The 18,759-nt window shown below is 74.7% G+C and carries 14 protein-coding genes; 3 read left to right on the top strand and 11 right to left on the bottom strand.

Going from position 1 to position 18,759, the window contains the following annotated elements:
- Window positions 1–35: 35 nt before the first annotated feature.
- From GXP71_RS04470 to GXP71_RS04460, 3 genes are all read right to left on the bottom strand, one after another.
- Window positions 36–3,278 carry a glycoside hydrolase family 9 protein gene (locus tag GXP71_RS04470; RefSeq protein WP_238402615.1) on the bottom strand — a complete coding sequence of 1,081 codons (3,243 nt, stop codon included), beginning with the start codon at window positions 3,276–3,278 and terminating at the stop codon, window positions 36–38.
- 296 nt (window positions 3,279–3,574) lie between these two features.
- Window positions 3,575–4,522, bottom strand: a complete 948-nt coding sequence (gene truB, locus GXP71_RS04465) for a tRNA pseudouridine(55) synthase TruB (protein ID WP_162351673.1) — start codon at window positions 4,520–4,522, stop codon at window positions 3,575–3,577.
- Entirely contained in the window at window positions 4,519–5,094 is a 576-nt protein-coding gene (locus tag GXP71_RS04460) for a TetR/AcrR family transcriptional regulator (RefSeq protein ID WP_238402614.1), read from the bottom strand. The genes truB and GXP71_RS04460 overlap by 4 nt, the downstream gene beginning before the upstream one ends.
- Before the next feature lie 78 nt (window positions 5,095–5,172).
- Between GXP71_RS04460 and GXP71_RS04455 the strand changes: the two genes are divergently transcribed.
- Window positions 5,173–6,645 (top strand): MFS transporter, encoded by a 1,473-nt coding sequence (locus GXP71_RS04455; RefSeq protein WP_162351672.1) that lies wholly within the window; start codon window positions 5,173–5,175, stop codon window positions 6,643–6,645.
- Window positions 6,646–6,760: 115 nt separating this feature from the next.
- On the opposite strand, the gene rbfA is transcribed toward GXP71_RS04455, so the two are convergent.
- The 5 genes from rbfA to rimP all read right to left on the bottom strand — a co-directional run bounded on the left by rbfA (window position 6,761) and on the right by rimP (window position 12,431).
- A complete protein-coding gene (gene rbfA / locus GXP71_RS04450) occupies window positions 6,761–7,204 on the bottom strand; it encodes a 30S ribosome-binding factor RbfA (RefSeq protein ID WP_162351671.1) in 444 nt (147 codons plus the stop codon).
- 151 nt (window positions 7,205–7,355) lie between these two features.
- A complete protein-coding gene (gene infB, locus GXP71_RS04445; RefSeq protein WP_162351670.1) occupies window positions 7,356–10,250 on the bottom strand; it encodes a translation initiation factor IF-2 in 2,895 nt (964 codons plus the stop codon).
- A gap of 162 nt (window positions 10,251–10,412) precedes the next feature.
- The gene (locus tag GXP71_RS20630; RefSeq protein ID WP_370520981.1) at window positions 10,413–10,619 is read right to left on the bottom strand and encodes a YlxR family protein; all 207 of its coding nucleotides are present in this window, start codon (window positions 10,617–10,619) and stop codon (window positions 10,413–10,415) included.
- A gap of 155 nt (window positions 10,620–10,774) precedes the next feature.
- Window positions 10,775–11,848 (bottom strand): transcription termination factor NusA, encoded by a 1,074-nt coding sequence (nusA, locus tag GXP71_RS04435; RefSeq protein ID WP_162351669.1) that lies wholly within the window; start codon window positions 11,846–11,848, stop codon window positions 10,775–10,777.
- Between the two features lies 1 nt (window position 11,849).
- Window positions 11,850–12,431, bottom strand: coding sequence for a ribosome maturation factor RimP (rimP, locus tag GXP71_RS04430; RefSeq protein WP_162351668.1), 582 nt, complete (start codon window positions 12,429–12,431; stop codon window positions 11,850–11,852).
- Window positions 12,432–12,571: 140 nt separating this feature from the next.
- Between rimP and GXP71_RS04425 the strand changes: the two genes are divergently transcribed.
- On the top strand, window positions 12,572–13,681 hold the full coding sequence (locus GXP71_RS04425) for a DUF4439 domain-containing protein (protein WP_162351667.1): 1,110 nt from the start codon (window positions 12,572–12,574) through the stop codon (window positions 13,679–13,681).
- 72 nt (window positions 13,682–13,753) lie between these two features.
- On the opposite strand, the gene GXP71_RS04420 is transcribed toward GXP71_RS04425, so the two are convergent.
- Window positions 13,754–15,547 carry a proline--tRNA ligase gene (locus GXP71_RS04420; protein WP_162351666.1) on the bottom strand — a complete coding sequence of 598 codons (1,794 nt, stop codon included), beginning with the start codon at window positions 15,545–15,547 and terminating at the stop codon, window positions 13,754–13,756.
- 80 nt (window positions 15,548–15,627) lie between these two features.
- Here GXP71_RS04420 and GXP71_RS04415 point away from each other — a divergent pair, with 80 nt between their 5' ends.
- Window positions 15,628–16,518 carry an Fpg/Nei family DNA glycosylase gene (locus tag GXP71_RS04415; RefSeq protein ID WP_162351665.1) on the top strand — a complete coding sequence of 297 codons (891 nt, stop codon included), beginning with the start codon at window positions 15,628–15,630 and terminating at the stop codon, window positions 16,516–16,518.
- Window positions 16,519–16,622: 104 nt separating this feature from the next.
- On the opposite strand, the gene GXP71_RS04410 is transcribed toward GXP71_RS04415, so the two are convergent.
- Entirely contained in the window at window positions 16,623–17,531 is a 909-nt protein-coding gene (locus tag GXP71_RS04410) for a GNAT family N-acetyltransferase (RefSeq protein WP_162351664.1), read from the bottom strand.
- A gap of 73 nt (window positions 17,532–17,604) precedes the next feature.
- The gene (gene ispG / locus GXP71_RS04405) at window positions 17,605–18,741 is read right to left on the bottom strand and encodes a flavodoxin-dependent (E)-4-hydroxy-3-methylbut-2-enyl-diphosphate synthase (RefSeq protein ID WP_202924371.1); all 1,137 of its coding nucleotides are present in this window, start codon (window positions 18,739–18,741) and stop codon (window positions 17,605–17,607) included.
- Between the last annotated feature and the right edge of the window lie 18 nt (window positions 18,742–18,759).

Raw genomic sequence — 18,759 nt, 5'->3', positions numbered from 1 at the left:
ACGAGGGCCGGCCGCGCACCGTGGTGGACAGTCCGTCAGCTGCGCGGCCGGTCGATGCGCAGCGCCGCAGCCTCGGTCCGCTCGGAGCCCTCGGTGTTCGTGAAGACCGCGCGGTACTGCGTCGTCGCGGCGAGCACGGTCACCGGGACCCGCAGCGTCGTCGACGTCGCCCCCGGGATCGTGTGCCACGACCCGCGGGCCCAGCGCACCTGCCACGCGACGCGCGGCTCGGGGTACCCGTCGGCGGCGGCACGGAACGTGGCGACCGTGCCGAGCCTGGCCGTGACGTCCTTCGGGTGCTGCGTCACGACCGGCGCGCCGCGCTGCACCGTGAGCCGGGCGGCGGCCGACTCGACCGTGCCGGACGCGTTCGTGAACACCGCCCGGTAGCGGTTGCCGTCGGTGCTGCCGGTCGCGCGGACCGTGAGCGTCGCGCGCGTCGCGCCCTTCACGTCCTTCCACCCCCCGCGGGCACCCTTCACCTGCCACTGCACCGTCGGCGCGGGGACCCCGCCGGCCGCGGCCGTGAACGTGGCGTCGGTGCCCACGCGGACCGTGGTGTCCACGGGCTGCTGCGTGATCGTGGGCGCGACCGCGGCCGGCTCGCCGGCGCCCTGGTCGGCGACCCACGACGCGACCCACGACAGCGCCGAGTTCCAGTTGACCGTGATCTCGTTGGTCGACCACGCCTGGATCTGGTCGACGTAGCACGCCGACGGCGCGCAGCCCGCCGGGAAGGCGGCCTTCGTCGTCGGGTCCCACGTGGCGGCCTGCGAGTTCGGGCCACCGGCGAGCGAGCCGGGCGGCGGGCTCGGCAGCGACGGGTCGAGCTGGTGCGCGAACCACCGGCTGTGCTGCTGGTGCGAGGCGACCTCGCCCCAGCCCGTCACGTACGACTGGTTGAGCGCGTTGCGGCCCAGCAGGTAGTCGAGCCCCTCGAGCGTCGACGCGCGGAACCTCGCGTCGCCGGTGAGGTCGTACGCGGTGGCGACGACGACGAGGTTGTTCGCGACCTGCGAGCTCGAGCCCCACACGTACTGACCGCCGGGCGGCGAGTACAGCGACCCGAAGCCCTGCTCGGCCTGCGCGGCGAGGTACTCCTCGGCGCCTGCGACGACCGACGCGCGGACGTCGTCACGGTCCGGCAGCGCGCTCGGGACGGTCGCGAGGTCGAGACGGCCGAGCGCCGCGACGCTCCCCCAGCTGAACCCGTCGGCCGTGAACACGTCCGCCGTGTGCACGGGAGACGACGCGACGGCCTGCGCGAACGCGTCGTCGCCCGTGGTGAGGTACAGCTCCGCGGCCGCCCAGTAGAACTCGTCGGACACCTCGGAGTCGTTGTACGCACCGCCGCCGTCCGCACCGGCCTCGCCGGGCGCGTGGAGCGCCGGGTGCGCCCGCGCCGCGGCCCACGTCGAGCGCGCGGCCTCGAGCAGCGTCTCGGCGAACGCCGGGTCGTACTCCTCGAACAGCCGCGCCCCCTGCGCGGCGACCGCGGACAGGTTGAGCGTCGCCGCAGTCGACGGCCGGTGCAGCGAGCGCACCTGCGGGTCGTCGGCGGGCAGCAGCGGGAGGCCGGTCCAGCCCTCGTCGTGCACCTTGTGGTGGACCATGCCCGCGTACTCGCCCTCGGGGACGATCATCGAGAGCATCCACTCGAGCTCCCAGCGCGCCTCGTCGAGCACGTCGGGCACGTCGTTGCCGTGCTCGGGCACGTCGAGCGTGCCGTCCGCGAGCGCGTCGGCGGTCCCCGCGTGCAGTGCCCGCTCGTACGTCTGGAGGAGCTGCCCGACCGCGATGCCGCCGTTGACGACGTACTTGCCGTGGTCGCCCGCGTCGTACCAGCCGCCGCTCACGTCGAGCCGGTAGTCGCACGTCCAGCCGTCGTAGTAGTCACGCGGCCCGATGCAGGGGACGTCCGTGTCGCCCTGGTTGGGTGCGACGCCGACGTGCCCGGCCTCACGGGCGTACTCCTCGCCGACGACGTCCGCCTCGATCTCGGTGCCCGAGCGCGCGAGGTAGAAGTAGTTGAGCGCGTCGTACCGGAGCTGCTGGTAGAGGTCGGCCGCGATGTCGAACGGCCGGCTCGTCTCACCGTCGGCGACCAGCGTGAAGCCCTCGCCCTCGGCCGTCACGTCGGAGAAGTCGATGACGTGCACGGCCTGCTCGGCGGACGGCTCGACACCCCGCGGCTCGCTCGTGCCGTCGGCGACGACCGCGCCGTCGGCGTCGTGCAGCCGCCACGCGACCGCGTCGGACGCGTCGGTCACGAGCGTCGCGCGCTTCGGGCCGAACGGCAGGTAGCCGACCTGGTTGACGCGCACGCGCGGGCCGGTGTCGGGCTCGTACCCGGGCGGCGGGGTCGCGGACGTCCTCAGCGAGACGTCCGAGATGCAGAACTCGTAGGGCGCGGCCTTCCCGAGGTGGAACGCGAGCTGGCCCGGAGCCGTCCCGTCGGGCGGGAACGTGAGGTTCGACGTGAAGGCGTACTCGAGCGTCGTCGGCTCACCGGTGAGCGGGGCCGAGCCCTGCTCGAACGCGGTCCTGTAGGCACCGCCGCCCTCGCCGACGATGACGCGCACCGGCATGTCGGGCGTCGCGCTCGCCGTGAAGGACAGGACGTAGTTCTCCCCCTCGTCGACCGGCAGCCCGTTGTAGGACAGCCCGGCGTCCCACGGGTTGCTCTGGCCGCCCGGCAGGTCGACGCACATGCGACCGTCGGCGAAGACGGGGTCGCTCGTGCCGTACAGCGACCACGGGCCGAGCGACTCGGCGAACGACGTGTGCGACAGGAGCTCGACGTCCGAGCTCAGGGACACGTCGTCGAGGCAGAAGGTCCACGCGTCGGCGCTGAACCCGCCGAGCTGGAAGGCGATCTGGCCCTCGGGGTCGTCGGGCGCGGGGCTCGCGGGGTACGTCGCGGACGCGGTGAACGTCTCGCTGACCTGGCGCGGGTCGGACGAGAGGGCTGGGGCCGTGTCGAGCACCGTGCCGTACGGCGCGCCGTTCTGCCCGACCAGCGAGCGGATGGTGACGTCCGTCGAGGCGCTGGCCGTGTAGGCGAGCGTGTAGGTCGAGCCCTGCTCGATCGCGACGCCGTTGAGCACGACCCCCACCCCGTACTGCGCCGACCCGGCGGGCACGTCGACGCACAGCGCGCCGGTGCTCGTGTCGACCGGCCCGTCGGTGCCGTACGCGACCCAGCCCTCGGCCCCGGACTCGAAGGTCCCGTCCCCGATCTGCGACGCGGCGAGCGCCGTGCCGCTTCCTGCCAGCATGAGCGCGGCCGTCGCGACGACGGCCGTCGCGCCCCTGCGCGCGTGTGATGACGTGCGAGAAACCACTCTGTCTCCCCTGTCGTAGGAGCGCTCCCATCACATGAGCGGGAGCACCGGTGCGGCGGCGGCAGGTTAGGCAGGCGCAGCCCGACGAGAGAAGCGAATCGATCTGACCAAAACGATTTGGTCCGGGCACGCGCACGGGTCCGGCCCCCAGCGGGTCGCACGGGCTCGTACCCGTGGGCCCGTGCGTCGCGCCAGCGACGTCGCGCCCGCGACGGCGCTGGCGGACGGCGTCAGGTCGACGCGGGGGCGAAGACGAGCACCGGGCGGACCCGCGGGCCACGCTCCTCGACGAGCGCCACGAGCGTCCCGCCCGGCCCGAACGCCGCGACGGTCCCGTCCGGACCGCCGGGGACCGGCGCCAGCGACTGCCCGTACGACAGCGCCCGCTCCTCCGCCTCGGTGAGCTCGCGGACGGGGAACGTCGCCCGCGCCGCGTCGGCCAGCGGCAGCACCGGCAGCGGCACGTCCTCGGGCTCGGCGGCGAGCTCGTCGAGCGTCCGCGCGACGTCCAGGCCGAAGCCCCCGACACGGGTGCGGCGCAGCGCCGTGAGGTGCCCGCCCACGCCCAGCGCCACGCCCACGTCGCGCGCGAGCGCACGCACGTAGGTGCCCGACGAGCAGACGACCGTGACGTCGACGTCGAGCGCCGGGACCCCGTCGACCACGACCGCGCGGCGGTCGTGCACCTCGAACCGCGACACCGTGACGGGCCGCGCGGCGAGCTCGACCTGCTCCCCCGCCCGGACGCGCGCGTACGCGCGCTCGCCGGCCACCTTGATCGCCGACACCGAGCTGGGCACCTGCTGGATCGGGCCGGTGAGCGCCGCGACCGCCGCGTCGAGCGCGGCGTCCGTCACGCCGGACGCGTCCTGCGCCGCCACGACCTCCCCCTCGGCGTCGTCGGTCGTCGTCGCCACGCCGAGCCGGACCGTCGCGGTGTACTCCTTGTCCGCGCCGACGACGTAGGTGAGCAGCTTCGTCGCCCGGCCGATGCCGAGCACGAGCACGCCCGTGGCCATCGGGTCGAGCGTGCCGGCGTGCCCGACCTTGCGCGTCGCCGCGAGGCGGCGGGTGCGCGCGACGACGTCGTGGCTGGTCCAGCCCTGCGGCTTGTCGACGACGACGAGACCGTCGGCGGCGGTCGGACGACGCGGGCCGCTGGGGGTCGGACGGTTCACGACAGGCGCGCGATGCCGTCGAGCGTGCACAGGACGAGGCCGTCCATGCCGTCGTCCTCGCCCTGGTGCTGGTGCGCGTCGACGGCCAGGAGCACGTTGATGAGCATGCCCTGCGCGACGAACACGCGCGCCTCGTCCTCGGTGCCGCCCGCGCGCTCGCGGAACAGCCGGAACGCCTCACCGAGCGTGTGCCGGGCCACCCGCCCGACCTCCTCGTCGGCCCCCGCGATGAAGCCGTGCATGAGCAGCCGGAGCAGGTCGCGGTCGTCGAGCAGGCCGACGTACGCGTCGCCCATGAGCCTGCCCGCCTCCGGGCCGGCCGGGACGCCGGCGAGCGCCGCGAGGACCTCCGCGCTCGCCTGCCGGTACGCCTCGAGGAAGAGCTCGCGCTTGGAGCCGAAGAGCCGCACGACGTAGGGCTGCGACACCCCGGCCGCGCGCGCGACCTCGTCGGTCGAGGCGGCGTACCCGCCCTCGGCGAAGACGCGGCGGGCGGCGACGAGGATCTGCTCGCGTCGCTCCGCGCCGGTCATGCGCTGCGGGGGGCTGGTCTGGTCGGTCGTGGACGGCACCTTGACAGGTTATCAGTCGATGCCTACGTTCGCTCTTGTTAGTAATCACTCAATGCCAACAACGCTTCAGGAGCCGTCGTGACCTCCACCGCCACCGCACCTCCCCCGAGCGCGAGCCCCGCCCCGAGCCGGACCGACCGGCCCGCCGGACGCCGAGGCCGCCGCGCCGTCCCGGTCGGCGTCGCGCTCGTCGCGGCGTCGCTGCCCATGTTCATGGCGACGCTCGACAACCTCGTCATGACGACCGCGCTCCCCGTCCTGCAGGTCGAGCTGTCCGCGTCGCTCGAGCAGCTGCAGTGGATGGTCAACGCCTACACACTGTCGTTCGCGAGCCTCATGATCGCCGCCGCGACGCTCGGCGACCGGCTCGGCCGCCGCCGGGTGTTCGTCACCGGCATCGCGGTCTTCGCCCTCGCGTCCATCGCCTCCGCGCTCGCGACCGACGCCGGCACGCTCATCGCCGCGCGCGCCGTCCAGGGCGCCGGCGCCGCCGCGGTCATGCCGCTGTCGCTCACGCTGCTGGCCGGGTCCGTCCCCGCGGCGCGCCGGGCCATGGCGATCGGCATCTGGGGCGCCGTCTCCGGCCTCGGCGTCGCGCTCGGCCCCGTCATCGGCGGTGCCGTCGTCGACGGCATCGCCTGGCAGGCCATCTTCTGGATCAACGTCCCCGTGGCGATCGTCGCGATCCCGCTCGTCCGGTGGGCACTGCCCGAGTCGCACGGCCGGCGCCAGCCGCTCGACGTGCCCGGCCTGCTCCTCGCCGGCGGCGGCGTCCTGTCGACCGTGTGGGCCATCATCCGCGGCAACGACGACGGCTGGGGCTCCGCGCGCGTCGTCGGCGGTCTCGTCCTCGGTGCCGTCCTGCTCGTCGCGTTCCTGCGCCGCGAGTCCCGCACGGACCACCCGCTGGTCCCGCTCCGCCTGTTCCGCGTCCGCTCGTTCAGCGTCGCCAACGCCACCGCGCTGCTGTTCTCCGTCGGCGTCTTCGGGATCGTCTTCCTGCTCTCGCAGTACCTGCAGGTCGGCCTCGGCTACTCGCCGCTCGAGGCGGGTCTGCGCACGCTGCCCTGGACGGCGGCCCCCATGCTCGTCGCGCCCGTCGCGGGCCTCCTCGCTCCGCGCATCGGCGTCCGCCCGCTGCTGACCGCCGGGCTCGCGCTCCAGGCGGCCGGCCTCGCATGGCAGGGGCTGCTCGTCGGCGGCGACGTGGTGTACGCCGACCTCGTGCCAGGCCTCGTCCTCGCGGGCGTCGGCATGGGCCTGACGTTCGCCCCCAGCGCGACCGCGGTGCTCGCCGACATGGGTGCCGACGACCACGGCACCGCGAGCTCCGTCAACGCGACCATCCGCGAGCTCGGCGGCGCGCTCGGCGTCGCGGTCCTGGTCGCGGTCTTCCAGGCCGCCGACGGCACGCTCACCCCCGAGGGCTACACCGCCGGTCTGCAGCCCGCGATGCTCGTCGCCGCCGCGATCGTCGGCGTCGGGGCGGTCATCGCCCTCGCGATGCCCCGCTCCACCGGCCGGGGCGTCACCGGGATCGCCGCGCACTGACCGCCCGGACGCGACGAGCCCCCGACCGGTTCCGCACCGGTCGGGGGCTCGTCGTCGTTCGGGTGGCGCCGCCCGTCGGGCTGCGCCGTCGTCCTCGCCCGGAGGACGCCGCTCGTCAGGCCTCGGCGTCCTCGTCGTCCTCGTCGGGGCGGCGGTACGGGTCCGCCTCCCCCGCGTACGACGCTTGCGCGGCGAGCGCCGCGACCTCGGCGTCCCGACGCGCGGCCTCGACCAGCGCCGCGTCGAGGTGCGCCGCCGTCTCGGGCACCGCGTCCAGGTGGAACGCGAGCGTCGGGGTCAGCCGGATGCCGGTCTGCTTGCCGACCTCCGAGCGGATGACGCCCTTCGCGCTCTCGAGCGCCTTCGCGCTCCCGTCGCGCGCCTCGTCGTCGCCGTACACCGTGTAGAAGACGTCGGCGTGCTGCAGGTCCCCGGTCACGCGGACGTCCGTGACGGTGACGAACCCGAGGCGCGGGTCCTTGATGCGCGTGTCGAGCATCTGCGCGACGACCTGCTGGATCCGCTCCGCCAGCTTCCTGGCCCGTGCAGTGTCAGCCATGACACGTCTCCTCTCTCATGCCTTCCAGCGAGAAGCCTCGCTGAGGAGCGAGCGCGGCGCCTCTCCGCGGCCGTGGTGGGGCTGGCAGCCGGTCGCCCCGTCAGGGGCGACCGGCCGGAAGGCCGTGGAGAGGCGCCGCGCTCGTGACGGACTACACGCGAGGCTTCTCGCGCATCTCCCACGTCTCGATGACGTCCTCGACCTGCAGGTCGTTGAACGACCCGAGACCGATACCGCACTCGAAGCCCTCGCGGACCTCGGTGGCGTCGTCCTTGAACCGCTTGAGCGACTCGATCGTGAGGTTGTCCCCGACGACCTTGCCACCGCGCAGCACGCGGGCCTTCGTGTTCCGGCGGATGAGGCCCGAGCGCACGATGGAACCGGCGATGTTGCCGAACTTGGAGGAGCGGAAGACCTCGCGGATCTCCGCGGAGCCCAGCTGCACCTCCTCGTACTCCGGCTTGAGCATGCCCTTGAGGGCCGCCTCGACGTCGTCGATCGCCTGGTAGATGACCGAGTAGAAGCGCACGTCGACGCCCTCGCGGTCGGCCAGGTCCTCGACGCGCTCCGCGAACTTCACGTTGAAGCCGATGATGATCGCGTTGTCGACCGTCGCCAGGTTGACGTCGTTCTGCGTGATGGCACCCACACCGCGGTGGATGACGCGCAGGTCGACCTCCTCGCCCACGTCGATCTTGAGCAGCGCGTCCTCGAGCGCCTCGACGGCACCCGACACGTCGCCCTTGAGGACCAGGTTGAGGGTCTCGACCTTGCCCTGCGCGAGCGCCTGCGTGAAGTCCTCGAGGCTGATGCGCTTGCGGCGCTTGGCCAGGAGGGCGGCGCGCTCGGCGGCCTCGCGCTTCTCGGCGATCTGACGGGCGGTGCGCTCCTCCGGAGCGACGAGCAGCGTGTCACCGGCGCTCGGCACCGACGCGAGGCCGAGGACCTGGACCGGACGGGCCGGGCCCGCCTCGGCGACGGTGTTGCCGTGCTCGTCGAACATCGCCCGGACACGGCCGTGGGCCGTGCCCGCGACGATCGCGTCGCCGACACGCAGCGTGCCGGACTGGACCAGCACCGTCGCGACGGCACCGCGGCCCTTGTCGAGGTTCGCCTCGATGGCGACACCGCGCGCGTCCTTGTCGGGGTTGGCCCGCAGGTCGAGCGCCGCGTCGGCCGTCAGCAGCACGGCCTCGAGGAGCTGGTCGATGCCCATGTTCTGCTTCGCGGAGACGTCGACGAACATGGTGTCGCCGCCGTACTCCTCGGCCACGAGGTTGTACTCGGTGAGCTGCTGGCGGATCTTGGCGGGGTTGGCCCCCTCCTTGTCCACCTTGTTGACCGCGACCACGATCGGCACGTTCGCCGCCTGTGCGTGGTTGAGCGCCTCGATCGTCTGGGGCATCACGCCGTCGTCGGCCGCGACCACGAGGATCGCGATGTCCGTGACCTGCGCACCACGGGCACGCATGGCGGTGAACGCCTCGTGACCCGGGGTGTCGATGAACGTGATGGCCCGCTCGTTGCCCTCGTGCTCCTTGGTGACCTGGTAGGCACCGATGTGCTGCGTGATCCCACCAGCCTCGCCGGCCACCACGTCCGTGGACCGGATGGCGTCGAGGAGCTTGGTCTTGCCGTGGTCGACGTGACCCATGACGGTCACGACCGGCGGGCGCGCCTGCAGGTCGTCGTCGCCCTCGGCCTCGAGCTCGGCGTCCAGGTCGATGTCGAAGGCCCCGAGCAGCTCGCGGTCCTCCTCCTCGGCCGACACCATCTCGATGACGTAGCCCAGCTCCTGGGCGAGCGCGCCGAAGGTGTCCTCGTCGAGCGACTGCGTCGCGGTCGCCATCTCACCGAGGTGGAACAGCACCGTGACGAGCGCCGCCGGGTTGGCGTCGATCTTGTCGGCGAAGTCGTTCAGGGATGAGCCGTGCCGCAGGCGGATGACGGTCGAGCCGTTGCCGCGCGGGACGCTGACGCCACCGAGCGACGGGGCCTGCATCGCCTCGAACTCCTGGCGCTTCGCACGCTTCGACTTCCGCCCACGCACGGGGCGACCGCCGGCGCGACCGAACGCACCCTGCGTGGAGCCGCGACCGGCTCCGCCGGGACGACCGCCGCCGCCACCGGGACGACCGGCGAAACCGCCGCCGCCGCCGGGCGCACCGCCGCCACCACCGGGACGACCACCGAAGCCGCCGCGACCGCCGCCACCGCCACCGCCGCCGGGGCGACCGGCACCGGCCGGACGCTCACCGGGGCGACCGACGCCGCTCGACGTGCGGCCCGGCATCATGCCGGGGTTGGGACGGGGACCGCCGGGACGCGGGCCGCCCGGACGGGGGCCGCCGGGACGGTCGCCGCTGCCGGCCGCGGCCGCGGGCGCCTCGGGACGACGGTCGCCGGGACGCGGCATGCCCTGGGAGGGCGCGAACGGGTTGTTGCCCGGACGGGGACCGCCGGGACGGGGACCGCCGCCGCCGGCACCAGGGCGCTCGCCCTGGCGCGGCATGCCCTGCGAGGGCGCGAACGGGTTGTTGCCGGGACGCGCCGCGGGGCGCGGAGCCGGACGGCCGCCGGGGGTCGGCGCGGAGCCGCCGGGGCGGCCCTGACCGGGAGCGGCGGGACGGGACGGCGCCGGGGCGGGCGCGGCCGACGCGGCCGGAGCCGGGGCGGCGGGACGCGCGGCCGGGGCCGGACGTGCGGGAGCCGGAGCCTGTGCCGGCGCGGCAGGGGCCGCAGCGGCGGGCGCCGCCGGGGCGCTCGGGGCGGGTGCCACCGGCGCGGGGGCCGAGGCGGCGGGTGCGGGTGCGGGTGCGGCGGGAGCCGGAGCCGCGGGTGCGGCGGGAGCCGGGCGCCCAGCGGCCTTCGGCGCCGAGGCGCCGCCACCTGCGGGGTAGGTGTCGCGCAGCTTGCGCACGACGGGCGGCTCGATGGTCGAGCTCGCCGAGCGGACGAACTCACCGAGCTCGTTCAGCTTGGTCATGAGGGTCTTGCTGTCGACTCCGAGCTCCTTGGCGAGCTCGTAGACGCGGACCTTGGCCACATCTCTCCTGTCCTGGCCCGCCCCCGGACAGGGTCGGACCGTCGTTAGTGCTGGGTACTCATCGCTGGGTACTCATCGGTGCGTGCTCATCGGGTAGCCATCGGCTTCCAACCCGCTTCCTTCTCGACGATCGGCCACGCCACCAGGGGGACCCGGTGACGCTCACTGCTCGTGCTGCTCGAGGTGCTCGTGGACCGCGCGCGTACCGGGCGGACCCGGCAGCCGCAGGGCCCGCCCGAACGCCCTGCGGCGTTCGGCGAGCTCGAGGCAGGCACGATCGGGGTGCAGCCACGCTCCCCTGCCCGGCATCCGGCGACCGACGTCCACGACCAGCTCCGGGACTCCGGGACCGGCGGCGGGGGCGACCACCCTCAGCAGGGCTGACCTCGGGCCGGTCGCTCGGCACCCCACGCACGTGCGCACCGGTCCCACGACAGGCACCACGGGTGCGGGGTCGGGGGTCCGCCTGCTCGGCGAGGAGAGCCGGGCATCCGGCCCAGCCGTCGACAGTCTACCCCTCCGCGTCACCGGTGCTGACCGGCGCCGCCCCGTGGGGCCTCGCCGGCGTCGTGCCGGGCCGCGCCACCGGCCGCCCCGCCGTCGGCCACGGGGGCCTCGGCGTCGGACCGGATGTCGATGCGCCAGCCGGTCAGCTTCGCGGCCAGGCGGGCGTTCTGGCCCTCCTTGCCGATCGCGAGCGACAGCTGGTAGTCGGGCACGACGACCCGGGCGGCGCGGGCGGCCTCGTCGACGACCGTGACCGACACCACGCGGGCGGGCGACAGCGCGTGCGCGATCATCTCGGCCGGGTCGTCGGAGTGGTCGACGATGTCGATCTTCTCCCCGTGCAGCTCCGCCATGACCGCGCGGACGCGGCCGCCCATCGGGCCGATGCACGCACCCTTCGCGTTGACCCCGGGGACCGTCGCGCGGACCGCCATCTTCGTGCGGTGCCCGGCCTCCCGGGCGATCGCCGTGATCTCGACGGTGCCGTCGGCGACCTCGGGCACCTCGAGCGCGAACAGCCGGCGCACGAGGTTCGGGTGCGTGCGCGACAGCGTGACCTGCGGCCCGCGCGGGCCACGGGCGACCTCGATCACGTACGCGCGCAGCCGGTCGCCGTGCACGTACTCCTCGCCGGGCACCTGCTCGTGCTGCGGGAGCACGGCCTCCGTGCCGCCGACGTCGACGAGCACCGTGCGCGGGTCGCGACCCTGCTGGATGACGCCGCCGAGGACCTCGCCCTCCTTGCCGCGGAACGTGCCGAGCACCTGGTCGTCCTCGGCGTCGCGCAGCCGCTGGACGATCACCTGGCGCGCGGTCGCGGTCGCGATGCGCCCGAACCCGTCGGGGGTGTCGTCGAACTCGGGGGTCTCCACCTCGACCGGCCGACCGTCCTCGCCGACGGGCTGCGGCTCGCGCGCCCACACCGTCACGTGCCCGCTGCGGCGGTCGACCTCGACGCGCGCCCGCGGGTGCGACCCCGGGGTGCGGTGGTAGGCCGAGAGCAGCGCCTGCTCGATCGCCGAGACGAGCACGTCGAGGCTGATCTCCCGCTCGCGCTCCAGCAGGCGCAGCGCCTGCATGTCGATGTCCATGTCAGCCTTCCCGTCCGGCGGCGTCGGCACCCGGGCCGGCCACGTCGTCGTCGTCCACAGGTCCGAGGCCGCTCAGGTCCACCTCGACGCGTGCGTCGCGCACGTCGGTCAGCAGCAGCCGGACGGGGTCGCCGGTCTTCGGACGCCGCCCCTTCGCGCCCGGCGTCACCGGCACCACGACGACCGCGTCGTCGGCGTCCGTCGTCCCGCGCTCCACGGCCGTCAGGCGGCCCGCGAGCGTCCCGCCGTCGACGAGGCGCACGGTGACCGAGCGACCGACCGCGCGGGCGAAGTGCCGGCGCTCGGTGAGCGGACGTGACACGCCCGGGCTCGACACCTCGAGGGTGTACTCCCCCGCCACGACGTCCTGCGCGTCGAGCGCGTCGGACACCGCACGGGTCACCTCGGCGACCCGGTCCAGGTCGAGCTCGCCCTCGTCGTCCTCGGCGACGTCCACGACCACGCGGACCACCGACCGTGCCCCGGCCCTCACCACCTCGACGTCCTCCAGCAGGAGGCCGATGCCGGCCACCGCCGGTTCGACGACCTGCCGGACCCGCTGAGCGGGTGCTGGCGCGACCATGGGAGGGCCTCCTGTCGGTTCCGACGGGTCACCGGCACGCGGCTCGACCCTGTGATGTTGTGGGACCAGCGTAACGAGTCCGCGCACACCCGCCGGTCGCCGCGTCGACGCGCCGCCTCGCCGTGGGAGGATCACCGGCGATGAGCGCACCGAACCACCCGACCGCCGCCCGCCGCCGTCCCGTGCCGCTCCGCCGGGCGGCGGCGCTCCTCGTCGTCGCGGCCGTGGCGACCGTGCTGAGCGGCTGCGGTCTGCGGCTCGAGACGCCCCCGCCTGCCGAGCCCTCGCCGGACGCCGTCGAGCAGGTGCGCGGCCGCACGGTCGACGACGCGCTCGGTCTCGCGCAGGACGCGCGGACGCTCCTCGACACCGCGCCCGCCGAGCCCGTCGCCGCCGTGCTCGCCGACGTCGCGGCGTTCGGCGAGCTGCACGCCGAGCAGCTGGGCGGGGTGTACGACTCGGGGCTGCCCGAGCCGACGCCGTCGGCGTCCCCGAGCAGCACGCCCGACACGGCCGCACCGACGGCCGAGTCCGTCCTGGCGGAGCTCGCCGAGGACGCCGCGACGGCGCTCGCGGACGCCGACGCCGTCCCCGACGGGCCGCTCGCGCGCCTGGTCGGGTCCGTCGCGACCGCCCGGACCGACCTGGCCGGACGGCTCGCCGCGGCGCTCGGGCTCCCCGCGCCCGAGATCGCGCTCCGGGCCGGCGTCGACGGCACGCCCGAGGGCGGCGCCGACCCGTCGCCGACGCCGTCCGCGAGCCCGACGGCCGGCTCCGCGACCGACGACGAGCCCGCTCCGGCGGGCTTGGACCGCGCCGACCTCGACGCCCTGACGCTCGCGCACGACGAGGCGGGGTACGCGCTCGAGGTCGTCGCCGCGAAGCTCGACGGCGACCCGCGCACGCTCGCGCGGCAGACCGCCGCCCGGCACCGCGACGCGGCCGAGCGGTGGGCGACCGCCGCCGGCACGGCCGGGCAGCTCGACGACCCGCGTCGCGTCGCGTACGCGCTGCCCGCGGGCCTCGACGACCCGACGGTCGCGGCAGGCGTCGCGCGCGGTGCCGTGTCCGCGGTCGCCGACACCTACGCGACGCTCGTCGCCTCCGCCGACGCGGGTGCTCGCGCCGAGCTGCTCACGGGCCTGGCCGACGCGACGCGTCAGGCGCGCGCGTGGGGTGCGACGCCGGTCGCGTTCCCGGGCATGCCCGAGCTCGCGGCCGAGCCGCTCCCCACGCCCACGGCGGGCTGACGCAGCCGAGCCGCTGCCCCGGCCGACGGCGCGCCGGCGCCGAGGGCCGACGTCAGCCGCCCCCGTGCACCGTCAGTCGGCCAGGAGCTCGCGGACGCGCGCGGCGACGTGCTCGACGACGTCCGCGACGGGCACCTGCTGCGCGTCGCCGCCGGCCCGCGGACGGACCTCGACGAGCCCGTCGGCGAGACCGCGCCCCACGACGACGACGAGCGGCACGCCGAGCAGCTCGGCGTCGGCGAACTTGACGCCGGGCGACACCTTCGGCCGGTCGTCGTAGAGGACCTCGACGCCACGTCCGGAGAGGTCGCGCGCGATCTCGTCGGCGGCGTCGAAGACCGACGCGTCCTTCCCGGTCGCGACGACGTGCACGTGCGCGGGCGCGACGTGCGCCGGCCACGCGAGGCCGCGGTCGTCGTGGTTCGCCTCGGCCAGTGCGGCCAGCACGCGCGTGACGCCGATGCCGTAGGACCCCATCGTGACGACCTGCGCCTTGCCGTTCTGGTCGAGGACCGTGAGGCCGAGCGCCTGGGCGTACTTGCGGCCCAGCTGGAAGATGTGGCCGATCTCGATGCCGCGTGCGAGCTCGAGCGGGCCCGAACCGTCGGGCGCGGGGTCGCCCGCACGGACCTCGGCGGCCTCGACCGTGCCGTCGGCGGTGAAGTCACGTCCGGCGACGAGGTCGAAGACGTGCCGCCCGGGCTCGTTCGCGCCGGTGATCCACCGCGTGCCGTCGACGACGCGCGGGTCGAGGAGGTAGCGCACGGCGGTCCGCTCGGCGCCCTCGGCGACGGGCACGTTCGGGCCGAGCGCGCCGGGACCGATGTAGCCCTTGACCAGCTCGGGGTGCGCGGCGAAGTCGGCCTCGCCCGCGGCCTCGACCTCGGCGGGCGCGAGCCCCGCCTCGAGGCGCTTGAGGTCGACCTCGCGGTCGCCGGGCAGACCCACGACGAGCAGCTCGCGCTCACCGGTGGGGTGCACGAGCGCGAGCACGACGTTCTTCAGCGTGTCGGCGGCGGTCCACTCCCGGTCGGGGCGCGGCTGGTGGGCGTTGGCGTGCGCGACGAGCGACTCGATGGTCGGGGTGTCGGGCGTGTCCTCGACGTGCGCGGCGGGTGCGTCCGACCAGTCGAGCGCGGGCGGCGCGACCGTCGTGACGGCCTCGACGTTCGCGGCGTAGCCGCCCGCGGACCGGACGAACGTGTCCTCGCCGATCGCGGTGGGCGTGAGGAACTCCTCCGACCGCGACCCGCCCATCGCACCCGACGTCGCGGCCACGATCACGTACTCGAGGCCGAGCCGGTCGAACACGCGCTGGTAGGCCGCCCGCTGCGCCGCGTACGACGCGTCCAGCCCGGCGTCGTCGACGTCGAAGGAGTAGGCGTCCTTCATGACGAACTCGCGGCCGCGGATCAGACCCGCGCGCGGGCGCGCCTCGTCGCGGTACTTCGTCTGGATCTGGAAGAGCGTGAGCGGCAGGTCCTTGTACGACGAGTACAGGTCCTTGACGAGGAGCGTGAACATCTCCTCGTGCGTGGGTGCGAGCAGGTAGTCGCCGCCCTTGCGGTCCTTGAGCCGGAAGATGTTCGGGCCGTACTCGGACCACCGCCCCGTCGCCTCGTACGGCTCCTTGGGCAGCAGCGCCGGGAAGTGCACCTCCTGCGCACCCGCCGCGGCCATCTCCTCGCGCACGACCGCCTCGACCTTCGCGAGCACGCGCAGCCCCAGCGGCAGCCACGAGTAGATCCCGGGGGCGGCGCGCCGGATGTAGCCGGCGCGGACGAGCAGCTTGTGGCTCGCGACCTCGGCGTCGGCGGGGTCCTCCCGCAGCGTGCGGACGAAGAGCGTGGACAGGCGCAGAAGCATGGGGGCGAGCCTAGTGGTCGCGGCGAGGTCGCTCGTGCGCCCGCTGTCGCGGTGTGGGCGGTCTCCGCCAGGATGGGCGGGTGCCCGAGCTGCCCGAGGTCGAGGCGCTCGCGCAGTTCCTGCGCGGGCGCGCCGTGGACCGTGCCGTGTCCGGAGTCGAGGTCGGCGCGATCAGCGCGCTGAAGACGTTCCGGCCGCCGCCCGACGCGCTCGTCGGTGGCGCGGTCGTCGACGTGTCGCGGCACGGCAAGTGGCTCGACCTCATGGTCGCGACGTCGACCGGCGAGCCGCTGCACCTCGTCTGGCACCTGTCGCGTGCGGGCTGGGTGCGCTGGTCCGACGAGCTCTCTCCCCGGCCCGTCCGGCCCGGCAAGTCGCCGATCGCGCTGCGCGTGCGGCTCGACGACGGCGCGGGCTTCGACCTGACGGAGGCCGGGACGCGCAAGCGGCTCGCGGTGCACGTCGTCGAGGAGCCCACCGAGGTCCCGCAGATCGCGACGCTCGGCGTCGAGCCGTTGTCCGACGAGTTCACCGAGGACCGCCTGGCGGAGCTGCTCGCGGCCCGCAACCAGCAGGTCAAGGGCCTGCTGCGTGACCAGGGCACGATCGCCGGCATCGGGAACGCCTACTCGGACGAGATCCTGCACGCGGCGCGCATGAGCCCGTTCGCCCCCACGCGGTCGTTCGACGCCGAGCGCACGGCGACGCTGTGGGTCGCGATCCGGCAGGTGCTGACCGACGCCGTCGCCGCCGCGTCGGGCCGGCCCGCGGCCGAGCTCAAGGACGCGAAGCGGCGCGGGATGCGCGTGCACGGCCGGACGGGTGAGGCGTGCCCGGGCTGGGACGGCGTTCCGTGCGGCGACACCGTGCACGAGGTGTCCTTCGCCGACTCGTCCCTGCAGTACTGCCCGACGTGCCAGACGGGCGGCAAGCCGCTCGCCGACCGCCGGATGTCGCGGCTCCTGCGCTGAGCCCACGCGGCCCCGGCGGGCGCGGTGGCGTCGTCAGCCGCGCGCGACCGGGCGCCAGGACGCTGCGGTCGGCCGTGCGCCGGCCCCGCGACGGGACGACGCCGTCAGAACAGGACGGTGGCGTACGTGCCGACCTGGCGGAACCCGACCGCGCGGTACGCCGCGAGCGCGCGGTGGTTGTAGCCGTTGACGTAGAGGGACACGACGGGCGTCTCCGCGGACCGTGCGAGCTGCACGACGGCTGCCATGCCCGCCTCCGAGAGCCCCTCGCCGCGCCGCTCGGGCGTGACCCACACGCCCTGCACCTGCGCGACTCCCCCGGCGACGGCCCCGAGCTCGGCCTTGAACACGATGGTGTCGCGCGGGCCGCGGCGGCCGTCCTCCCGCTCGACCCGGACGAACGAGCGCCCCGAGCCGACCAGCCCGCGGACACGTGTCTCGTAGGGACCTCCGGGCCCGCCGGCGGGCGAGTAGCCGACCTCCTCGGTGAACATCCGGATGCACGCGGGGAGGACGAGGTCGTACTCCTCGACCCGGGAGCGGCGGACGGTCGGGTCGGGCGCGATCCGCGGCTCGTGGTCGATGACCATCGACGGCTGGTCGGCCCGGACCTCGCGCGCCGCGGGCCACGTGCGGCTCAGCCGGTCCCAGAGGCCGAGCACCATGTCGGCGGAGCCGACGATCGACGAGCAGCGGCGCCCCTGGGCGCGTGCGAGGCCGGCGAACGCGTCGAGCGCGCGTCCCGCGAGCTGCGGGTCGTCGGTCGGGACGACGGGCACGACGTTGGCCCCCGCCCAGCAGACCGCGCGCAGCGCTCCGTCGTGCTCGAAGCCCCACAGCGTCCCGCCGGCGGACCGCAGGCCGCTGACCGTGGCCTGCTCGAGCCGTGTGGTCGCGAGGACCGCCGCGACCGGGTCGAGCGTGCAGACGGCGAGCGCAGCCCGGAGGTCGACGTCCGTCAGGACGCGTCCCCCTGCCCGCTCGTCGAGCAGCATCGCGCGGCGAGAACCCATGACACGGATTGTGCACCACGGACGGCGACCGGACCTGTCGTCCGGCGACCCGCCGTCCCCGGCGCTGACGGGGTCAGCCGACGGAGACCGTCGGGCTGCCCTGCCCGGCCTCGACGGGGTCCATGGTCTCGGCGAGGCGCATGGCCTCCTCGATGAGCGTCTCGACGATGAGGGACTCGGGGACGGTCTTGATGACCTCGCCCTTGACGAAGATCTGCCCCTTGCCGTTGCCGGACGCGACCCCCAGGTCCGCCTCGCGCGCCTCGCCGGGGCCGTTGACGACGCAGCCCATGACCGCGACGCGCAGCGGCACCTCCATGCCCTCGAGCCCGGCGGTGACCTTCTCGGCCAGCGTGTAGACGTCCACCTGGGCGCGACCGCAGGACGGGCACGAGACGATCTCGAGCTTGCGGGGCCGCAGGTTGAGCGCCTGCAGGATCTGGATGCCGACCTTGACCTCCTCGACGGGAGGTGCCGACAGGGAGACGCGGATCGTGTCGCCGATGCCCTTGCTGAGCAGCGCGCCGAACGCGGTCGCCGACTTGATCGTGCCCTGGAACGCCGGGCCGGCCTCGGTCACGCCGAGGTGCAGCGGCCAGTCGCCGGCCTCGGCGAGCAGCTCGTAGGCGCGCACCATCACGACCGGGTCGTTGTGCTTCACGGAGATCTTGAAGTCGTGGAAGCCGTGCTCCTCGAAGAGCGACGCCTCCCACACGGCCGACTCGACGAGCGCCTCGGGCGTGGCCTTGCCGTACTTCGCCAGGAGCCGCGGGTCGAGCGAGCCCGCGTTGACGCCGATCCGCAGCGAGACGCCGGCGTCGGACGCGGCGCGCGCGATCTCCTTGACCTGGTCGTCGAACTTGCGGATGTTGCCGGGGTTCACGCGGACGGCGGCGCAGCCCGCGTCGATCGCGGCGAACACGTACTTCGGCTGGAAGTGGATGTCGGCGATCACGGGGATCTGCGACTTGCGGGCGATCGCGGGCAGCGCGTCGGCGTCGTCCTGGCTGGGCACGGCGACGCGGACGATGTCGCAGCCGGACGCCGTGAGGGCGGCGATCTGCTGGAGCGTCGCGTTGATGTCGGTCGTCGGCGTCGTCGTCATCGACTGGACGCTGATCGGGGCGTCGCCACCGACCTCGACCTTGCCGACGCGGATCTTGCGGGAGGCCCGCCGGGGCGCCAGGACGGGGGCGGGCGCAGCCGGCATGCCGAGGCTGATCGGGGT

Source organism: Cellulomonas sp. H30R-01, assembly GCF_010119915.1.
Classification (GTDB): Bacteria; Actinomycetota; Actinomycetes; order Actinomycetales; family Cellulomonadaceae; genus Cellulomonas; species Cellulomonas algicola.
This window is presented reverse-complemented; position numbering and strand designations above follow the sequence as displayed.

Excerpts from the sequence above, each read along its gene's own strand:
- GXP71_RS04425 (WP_162351667.1), top strand. The coding sequence starts at position 12,572 with ATGAGCGCACCGAACCACCCGACCGCCGCCCGCCGCCGTCCCGTGCCG.
- GXP71_RS04470 (WP_238402615.1), bottom strand. The coding sequence starts at position 3,278 with ATGCTGGCAGGAAGCGGCACGGCGCTCGCCGCGTCGCAGATCGGGGAC.
- nusA (WP_162351669.1), bottom strand. The coding sequence starts at position 11,848 with ATGGACATCGACATGCAGGCGCTGCGCCTGCTGGAGCGCGAGCGGGAG.
- rbfA (WP_162351671.1), bottom strand. The coding sequence starts at position 7,204 with ATGGCTGACACTGCACGGGCCAGGAAGCTGGCGGAGCGGATCCAGCAG.
- GXP71_RS04420 (WP_162351666.1), bottom strand. The coding sequence starts at position 15,547 with ATGCTTCTGCGCCTGTCCACGCTCTTCGTCCGCACGCTGCGGGAGGAC.
- GXP71_RS04410 (WP_162351664.1), bottom strand. The coding sequence starts at position 17,531 with ATGGGTTCTCGCCGCGCGATGCTGCTCGACGAGCGGGCAGGGGGACGC.
- ispG (WP_202924371.1), bottom strand. The coding sequence starts at position 18,741 with ATGCCGGCTGCGCCCGCCCCCGTCCTGGCGCCCCGGCGGGCCTCCCGC.
- rimP (WP_162351668.1), bottom strand. The coding sequence starts at position 12,431 with ATGGTCGCGCCAGCACCCGCTCAGCGGGTCCGGCAGGTCGTCGAACCG.